Source organism: Cellulosimicrobium sp. Marseille-Q8652, from assembly GCF_965112045.1.
Window position 1 is genome coordinate 2,079,915 of the sequence record NZ_CBCOPS010000002.1, and the last position, 6,823, is coordinate 2,086,737.

4 protein-coding genes are annotated in these 6,823 nt (G+C 77.3%); all 4 read right to left on the minus strand.

Annotated features, from left to right (window positions below; genetic code table 11):
* Nucleotides 1–14: 14 nt before the first annotated feature.
* On the minus strand, nt 15–746 hold the full coding sequence (locus ACWPWV_RS19390; protein WP_454044512.1) for an ABC transporter ATP-binding protein: 732 nt from the start codon (nt 744–746) through the stop codon (nt 15–17).
* Nucleotides 743–1,729: an ABC transporter ATP-binding protein gene (locus ACWPWV_RS19395; protein WP_454044513.1), complete on the minus strand. Its 987-nt coding sequence runs from the start codon at nt 1,727–1,729 to the stop codon at nt 743–745. Before ACWPWV_RS19395 ends, ACWPWV_RS19390 begins: the two co-directional genes overlap by 4 nt.
* Before the next feature lies 1 nt (nt 1,730).
* A complete protein-coding gene (locus tag ACWPWV_RS19400) occupies nt 1,731–4,550 on the minus strand; it encodes an FtsX-like permease family protein (RefSeq protein ID WP_454044514.1) in 2,820 nt (939 codons plus the stop codon).
* A partial coding sequence (locus ACWPWV_RS19405; protein WP_454044515.1) for an FtsX-like permease family protein occupies nt 4,547–6,823 on the minus strand: 2,277 nt, incomplete at its 5' end. The genes ACWPWV_RS19400 and ACWPWV_RS19405, both read right to left, overlap by 4 nt.

A 6,823-nucleotide genomic window follows, 5' to 3' on the forward strand; every position in this document is an offset into this window, starting at 1 on the left:
CGGCAACCGGAGGCTCAGGAGGTGCGCTCGACCACGCGCCCGTCGTGCAGCTCGACGACGCGGTCGGCACGGTGCATGAGGAGGGGGTCGTGCGTCGACACCACCGCGGCCACGCCGCGCTCGTGCACGACGTCGCGGAGCAGGTCCATGACGGTCGCGGCGGTCCCGGAGTCGAGCTGCCCGGTGGGCTCGTCGGCCACGAGGATCCGGGGCTCCGCGACCAGGGCCCGCGCGATGCCCACGCGCTGCTGCTGGCCGCCCGAGAGCTCGTACGGTCGCTGCGCGGCGTGGCCCTCCAGCCCCACGAGGGCCAGCGCCCGGGCGACCCGCTCGGCCCGCTCCTGCGGGTCGAGGCCCTGCAGCCGCAGCGGGACCTCGACGTTCTCCGCCGCGGAGAGCACCGGCACGAGCCCGAACGACTGGAACACGTAGCCGATCTCGCGACGTCGGACCTCGAGCACGTCCCGCTCGGGCATCGCGGACAGCTCGCGGTCCCCCGCGAGGTGCACGCTGCCCGTGGTCGGACGGTCGAGACCGCCGAGGATGTTGAGGAGCGTCGTCTTGCCGGAGCCGGAGGGCCCGCGCACGACGAGCAGCTCGCCCGGGTGCACGGCGAGGCCGACGTCCGTCAGGGCGTGCACCGCGGTCGCGCCGTGCCCGAACACGCGACCCACGCCGTCGGCCCGGAGGGCGACCTCCCGCTCCTCCACGGCCTCCACCGGTGCCGCACCCTGGGTCTCGCTCATCGCCCGTCCTCCTCGCGCCGCGCCGGGGCGCCGCCGTCGTCGGTCGTGCCGCCGGGGACCGTCGCACCGCCGTCGTCCGTCGCGGACCGGCGGCCGTCGGGCCACACGCCGACGTGGTCCGTCTCGAGCGCGAGCCGCACGCGGTCCCGCAGGTCGAGGCTCGCCACGAAGTCCGGCGGGAGCTGGAGACGGCCCACGCGGTCGAGGACCGCGAACTCCTCCGCGACGTGCCGCTCGGACCCGTGCTCGTCGACCTCCGTGCGGCGCAGCACCTCGGTCGACGTGCGTCCGTCCCGGATCTGCACGGTGCGCAGGACGTGGTCCGACACCGTCGGGTCGTGCGTGACGATGAGCGTCGTGACGCCCAGCTCGGCGTTGACGCCGCGCATCGCCTCGAGCACCTCGACGGACGTCGCCTCGTCGAGCTCGCCCGTCGGCTCGTCGGCGAGCAGGACGCGCGGCGCGTTGGCGACGGCGACGGCGAGCGCCGTGCGCTGCTGCTCCCCGCCCGACATCTGGTCCGGCCGGCGGTCGCGGACGTGCCCCACCTCGAGCAGCTCGAGGAGCGCGTCGACGCGCGCACGCCGCTCCCCGGCTCCGAGGTCTCCCGCGAGCGCCAGCGGGACCGCCACGTTCTCGGCCGCGGTGAGGTACGGCAGGAGGTTGCGGCTCGTCTGCTGCCAGACGAAGCCCACGGTGTGCCGCTGGTAGCGCACGCGCTCGCGACGCCCCATGGTCAGCAGGTCGGTGCCCGCGACGACGGCGGAGCCGCCGGTCGGGCGGTCGAGCCCGGACAGGATCGTCAGCAGCGTCGACTTGCCGGAGCCGGACGCCCCGACGATCGCGACGAGCTCCCCCGGCTCGACCCGCAGGTTCAGCCCCTGCAGCGCCTGCACCTCGACGCCGTCGGCGGAGAAGATCCGCACGAGGTCCTGGCACAGGATGTCCGGGTCCACGGGCTCGAGCCCGGTCCTGGTGGTCATGTCACCTCTCCTCACCGATGCGCAGCTCCGCTGCGAGGTTGGTCCGCCGGCTCAGCGCCGACGACGCCGCGACGGCCGCGACCACCACGACGACGAACCCTCCCACGACGAGCCCGAGCAGCGCGGGGTCGACGGCGAGCGACGGCTGGGCGTCGCCGCCCGTGAACGGCGTCAGGTCGACCGCGGCGAGCACGAGCGCGGGGACGGCGAGCCCGAGGAGGGCCCCGACGACGAGCGCGGCCAGCGCCCAGGGACCGATCTCCCAGGCGACGAGACCGCGGGTCCCCCGCCGCTCGAGCCCGAGCGTGCGCAGCACCGCGACGAGCCGGTCCCGTGCGGGCGCGCCGATCATGAGCGTCATGACGACCGCGGCCGCGCACAGGAGCCCGGACAGGACGATCGCGACGACGAACGCGCGGTTCATGCCCTCGGCCGCCGGCGACCCGAGCGCCTCGGACGAGATCTCGTGGGGGCTCGCGAGGGCGGACCGGGGCAGCACGTCGGACACCGCCGCGCGGACCGCGGCGGTGTCCGCCCCGTCGTCGAGCGCGAGCAGCGCGACGCGCGGGCGGAACGTGACGTCGAGCGCCTCGGAGGCCAGGTCGCGGTCCACGACGACGAAGGCCCGCTGCGCCGAGAGCCCGGGCACGGGTCCGCTCGTGGCGAGGACGTCGACGTCGGCCGGCGTGCTCGCCACGAGCGTCACGTCCTGCGCGCCGGCCGGGATCGAGAGGGCTCCGGACACCACGACGGGCAGTCGGTCACCCGGCGTCCCGAGCCCGTCGGGCAGCGCGTGCGCGCCCGGCACCTCCGCCTGGACGGCGGCGAGCTCGTCGGTGTCGACGGCGAGCACCGTGACGCGCTCCCCCGAGACCCCGGCGCGCAGCGGCAGCTCTCCCGCGTCCGTGACGGTGGCCACCTCGGCGACGCCGTCGACCGCGCGCAGGCGCTCGACGACCTCGTCGTCCATGATCGGCCCGCTGACCCGCAGGTCGGCGCCGACCGTGCCCCACGCCAGGGTCTCGACGCCCGACCGCACCGTGGAGTACAGCACGCCGGAGAAGAGGGCGACGGCCACGCCGACGACGAGCGCGAGCGCGGGGACCGCACCGCCCGCGGGGTCCCGTACCGCGCGCGCGGCGCCGAGGAACGGCACGAGGTCCCGGCGCGGGCGGAACGCCCGCTCGAGCGCGCGCACGGGCAGGGGGTAGACGCGCAGCACCACGACGCACGTCGCGAGGGCGAGCAGCAGCGGCGCGGCGGCGAGCAACGGGTCGACGCCCGTCCCCGTCCCGGGCTCGGCGCCGGCGACCGCGTCGGGACCGGCGCCGGACCCGGGGTCGACGACCGGCCCGACCACCACGCCGCGCTGCAGGAGCAGGACGACCGAGACGGCGGCCAGGACGACGACGAGCACCTCGACGAGCACGCGCCACCGCCCGCGCGTCGTCCCCAGGTCGGTGCGGGCGTCGCGCAGGCCCGCGGGCGAGGTGGTGAGCGCGAAGAGCACCGCGGGCAGGGCCGCCACCAGCAGCGCGGCGACGAACGTGCCCGGGCCCACGGCGCCGCCGCCCGCGGCGGCCGGGACCGCGAGGACCGCAGCCACGGCGCCGACGGCCGCCGCCGGCAGCCCGAGGGCGAGCCCCTCGGCGCCCATGAGCCCGCGCAGCTGCGCCCCGGATCCGCCGCGTGCCCGCAGGAGCGCGAGCGACGCGCGTCGTCGCGACACGACGAGGCGCGCCCCGAGGAGCAGCACGGCCAGGGTCACGCCGAGCGGGCCGACCGCCACGACCGCGAGGATCGCGGCCGAGGCACGCTGCTGGGCGAGCAGGGACGACAGGACGCTCGTCATCTCGCTCGACGGCGTGAGCACGAAGGACCCGTCCTCGACGACCGGGTGGGGCGTCGCCGTGAAGCCGCGCAGCTGCGCGAGCAGGACGGCGACCTCGTCGGCCTCGACCCCGGCGCCCGTCACCGGGAACCAGACGCGCGTCGTCGCGTCGAGCAGGAACGCCTCGTCGGCCGTCGCCGCGTCGAGATACATCGCCGTCCTCGCCGAGCGGCCGAGGTTGATGTCGTCCACCACCTGCGGGGTGGCGGAGTACGGGTTGTGCTGCCAGTAGTCGTCGTCCGGGTCGACGGCCTCGAAGGTCCCCGTCAGCCGCACCGAGGTGAGCGGGTCGAGCTCGTGCACGTCGCCGACGGACCAGCCGAGCACCTCGGCAGCCCCCGCCGACACGACGACGTCGAGCACCTGCCGTCCGGAGACATGGACCGTCCCGTCGGCGTCGACGACCGCGGTGCCGTCCTGTCCTGACACCGGCGCGGGCGCCTCGACCGGGCCGGGCCAGTCCCCCGCGACGAGCGTCGCGTGCTCGGCGAGACGGGGGTCGACCTTCAGCGCGCCCGACGGGAAGCGCACGTCGTTGCCGGGGATCTCCGGGAGGTCGCGCGCCTCGTCCTCGACGGTGAAGCCCGGCTCGCCGAGCGCGGTGCGCAGCGGCTCAGGCTGCGCGTCGCGCAGGGTGTCGAGCCCCTGGACGAAGGCACCCCACAGCTCCTCCGAGCCCGCGTCGAGCGCGGTGCTGCCGACCGGGTCGGCGGGACCGAGGTCGGGCAGGGACTGGCTCACGGCGATGACGTCGCGCTGCAGCGGCGTGGAGCCCGAGAGCACGTGCTCGACCTGGGCGGTGTTCGTCGCGGCGACCGCGCGCGGCCACGCCGTGACGACGAACGCGACGAGCAGGACCACGACGGCCAGCGCGACCGAGACCGCGCGGTGGGCGGCGAACTGGCGCCAGGTCAGGCGGGCGAGGCTCATCGGATCTCCTCCCGGTACTCGGCGTCGAGCGCCTGGGCGCGCACGCGCGCCGCCACGACCCCGGCGACGCCGCCGAGCCCCGCGACGAGCACGCCGACCAGGAGGACGGTCGGAGCCAGGGACGTCTCGAGGGGCACGGGCAGGACGTCGGCCGCGTCGCCCAGCGTCGCACGCGCGAGCGGCGGCACGGTGAGCACCGCGACGACCCAGCCCGCCAGCACGCCCAGGACCACCGAGGTCCCCGTGACCGCGGCGAGCTCGAGGGCCCTGCCGCGGGACTGCGCACCGGACGGCATGCCGAGCGCCCGCAGGACCATGACCTCCGCGCGGCGCGACCTCAGCAGCGCGAGCGCGACCGCCAGCACCCCGGCCAGGGCGAGCACCACGGCACCGGCGGCGGCGAGCCAGAACGCGACGCGCACCGGCGCCGACACGTCCGGCCCGGTCTCCGCGCCGGCGACGGTGACCGTCGCGTCGTCCGCGCCCGTCTCGCGAGCGAGCGCCAGGGAGGCCGCGGCGAGGTCCTCGCGCGCCGTCGCGTCGCCGGCCGCCCCGAGCCAGACCTCGCCCGCCCGGGGCACCGCCTGCATGACGCGCAGGAGGTGCTGCAGGAGCGTCGCCTGGTCCGCGACGACGGCCGTCCGCTCCACGGCACCGGGGACCACGTCGACGACCTGCGCGACGCGCACCGGGACGTCGACCCCCGAGGCCGTCAGCACGGACTCGTCCCCCGGTGCGAGCTCGTACCGCTCGGCGAGCGGCGCGGGCACCGTCACGGGGACGGGCGGCGGGGCGTCGTCGCCCCCCGGGAGGATCCGGAGCGCGAGCGGGAGCCCGTCGGTCGTGAGCTCCGCCGAGAACCCCGCGGGGGCTGCGGGCCCGACCTCGGCCAGACCCTCGCGGACGAGCGCGGTCACCGGTCCCCAGCCGCCGTCGAGCGCGACGTCCTCGTCGCCCGCGGGCGTGCGCACGCTCGCGCCGTCGAGCGTGACCGAGGCCCGGCCGGGCATCGCGGGCGTGCCGACCAGGAGGTCGACCGCGGCCAGACGCCAGCTGCCGGGGCCGGGCAGCTCCCCCGTGAGCGCGTGCGTCGTGGGCGACGAGGTCACGTCGGCGTCGACGTCGGTCGCGTACGTCACGCTCAGCTCGCCGAGCGGCACCTGGTGGAGCGCGCCCGAGCCGTCCGCGACCCAGGCGACCGCGCGCAGGCCGCGCGCCTGGTGGACGTCGGACCAGTAGAACGGCTGCTCGGGCGTGACCTCGACGGTGGCCGCCGCGGACGCCGTGACGTCCAGCGTGAGGCGCTCGGACCCGTCCGGGAGCAGGACCCCGAGGTCGGCGCTCGGGTCACGCAGGCCGGCGACCAGCAGGGCCGGGTCGCCCGCCGCGACGACGTCCTGCGCCGACCCCGCGTCGAGCGCGAGCAGCGCGAGCGGGTCCTCCCCCAGCACCGCCGCCGCGTCGAGGACGCTCGACGCACCGGTGGCGCCGTCGAGAGCGGCGTAGTCCGCCACCGGCGGAGGGTTGGTCGTGCCCGTGACCGTCGTCGCGCCCCCGGTCAGCACGCGCACGTCGGCCCCCGTCCGCAGCTCCGCGACGGACGTGCGCAAGGATCCGGTCGTCCCGGCGTACGCGCCGGCGAGCGTGCCCGACCCGGCCGCGAGGACCACGAGGACCACGGGGACCGCGACGACGACGAGCCGGCGCGCGACCTGCCGGGCCGCGAGCGGCACCGTGAGCCCGGTCCCGCGTGCGGCGAGCCGCTCGGCCACCGAGCCGACCGGCCCGAGCACGCCCGTGGCGACGAGCGCGAGCGCGACGAGGGCGGCCGCCGGCGCGAGGACGGCGAGGGGGTCCACCTGGGTCGTCGACCCGGTCACGACGACCGGAGAGCCGTACCGCAGGAGCTGCCACAGGCACAGCGCCGCGACGACGAGCGCGAGCACGAGCGTGCCCAGGGCCGCCGCGGCCCGGGCCCGGCCCGAGCGGTCCACCTGGCGGAGCCGTGCGACGGCGCGCGCCTGGGCTCCTGCGACGGCCGTCACCAGCGCCGACCCGACGACCGCCCCGGCCAGCGCGACGAGCCACGGGACGGCGACCTGGCCCGCGCCGTCGGCGGTCGCGGCGACGACGAGCTGCGCCGCGACCCCGCCGACGACCGCGCCGACGCCCACGACGACTCCCGCCTCGACCGCGGACGCGAGCGTGAGCTGCTGCGTGGAGGCCCCTCCCGCCACGAGCAGGCCCACCTCGCCGGCGCGGGTCTGGGCGCG

Excerpts from the sequence above, each read along its gene's own strand:
- ACWPWV_RS19400 (WP_454044514.1), bottom strand. The coding sequence starts at position 4,550 with ATGAGCCTCGCCCGCCTGACCTGGCGCCAGTTCGCCGCCCACCGCGCG.
- ACWPWV_RS19395 (WP_454044513.1), bottom strand. The coding sequence starts at position 1,729 with ATGACCACCAGGACCGGGCTCGAGCCCGTGGACCCGGACATCCTGTGC.
- ACWPWV_RS19390 (WP_454044512.1), bottom strand. The coding sequence starts at position 746 with ATGAGCGAGACCCAGGGTGCGGCACCGGTGGAGGCCGTGGAGGAGCGG.